Here is a 1,514-nt window from a genome sequence, read left to right on the forward strand (position 1 = left end):
TTGAGACATCCCAGGTCCGTAAGTTGTCAAGCGGCGGCGGGTGTTCGGTGGGCCCAGGCTTTGTCTTCGTCGTAGGGCCTGTGGTGGCGTAGGCAGCCGTGCAGGATGCCGACCAGGCGGTTACCTAGGGCGCGCAGGGCTTGGTGGTGGCCATCTTTGGCGGCGATTCTCTGGTCGTAGAAGGCGCGCGCGCCGGGGCTGGTCGAAAGAGCGCAGAACGCCCATTGATCGATGGCGTCGTAGAGGCGGCGGTTGCGGATGTAGCGGGCGACGACGTGGTATTTCTTGCCGGAGGCGATGGTCAAGGGTGAGGTTCCGGCGTAGTTTCTGCGAGACTTGGCGTCGGTGTAGCGATTCGGGTCGTCCCCGAACTCACCGAGCACCCGGGCGCCGAGCACGACACCAAGTCCTGGCAGGGAGCGGTAGATGTCGGCGTCCGGGTGTGTCTCAAAATGTGCGGCCAGGCTGGTCTCAAGCTCGTTGATCTGGCGATTCAGCTCGGCAATGATGGCCACCGCCGCGTGGGTTGTGGCCGCAAACGCGGCCGCTATTGCTGCTGGCGCGTCGAGCTGCTCTGAGCGCAGTGCGGATTGAATCTCTTGGGCGCGCGCGGCGATAAAGCGTTGGCGTCCACCGCGTTTGAGCGCCGACTGGATCGCCGACAGGCTCAATCGGGCACCCTCGGCGGGGGTGGGGGCACGACTCAACACCCCCAAAGCGTCGCCGTGGGCAAGGTCGTCGAAGGCGACCAGGGCAGCCGGGTAATACTCGCGCAACGCGCTGCGCAGTGCGTTGGTGTGGCGGGCCCGCGCCCAGATCAGGCTCTGGTGTGCTCGCGCGAGCACCTTGATCGCCTCCACCTCGGCGCTGTCGCCGGCAATCGGGCGATGGTTGTGCCGATCGGTGCGCACCAGATCGGCCAACAGCTTGGAGTCGCCGGCATCGGATTTAGCCCCCGAGATGTGGTGGCGGTCGCGGTAGCGCGCCACCGCCAGCGGATTAATGGCAAACACCTGATAGCCGGCGGCAACCAGCGCTTGCACCCATAGACCGCGGTCGGTTTCGATACCGATCACCACCTGGTCGGGTTGTTCAGCATGTGCGCCGATCAGCTCGTGCAGCTGCCGGATGCCGGGCAACCCGTCGGGCAGTCGCCGCGTCCCCAGCCGCCGGCCAGCCTCATTCATCACGTGCACGTCATGATGGTCTTCGGCCCAGTCATCACCTACGAAGATCATCGACCACCGCCTCTCTCACCGGATTCGGGCTATTAACCAACTGTTTGAGCTGGAGGACACCCCGCGGCGACCTAATGCAAGTGCTCGATCGGCACGCCATCCCATCAGCGCTACAGGCGACCTCACGACCGGCTGGGGCACGGTCTCAAACCAGGAATCGAACCAAACATTCCAGTGTGAACAAGTGCTCACCAGCCAGCCGCTCGGCAATCAGCCTCCCCGCAAACGAACCACAAAGTCGTCAACGGCACGCTGATCAAGACCCATTAGTGTGAA

General features: G+C 64.1%; 1 protein-coding gene. It reads right to left on the bottom strand.

All coding sequences use genetic code 11. The features are described from left to right. Window positions 1–26: 26 nt before the first annotated feature. Entirely contained in the window at window positions 27–1,238 is a 1,212-nt protein-coding gene (locus AC5Y4Z_RS26200; protein WP_499967946.1) for an IS110 family RNA-guided transposase, read from the bottom strand. Window positions 1,239–1,514: the final 276 nt, after the last annotated feature.

The sequence above is a fragment of the Mycobacterium sp. NGS63 genome, from assembly GCF_059812295.1.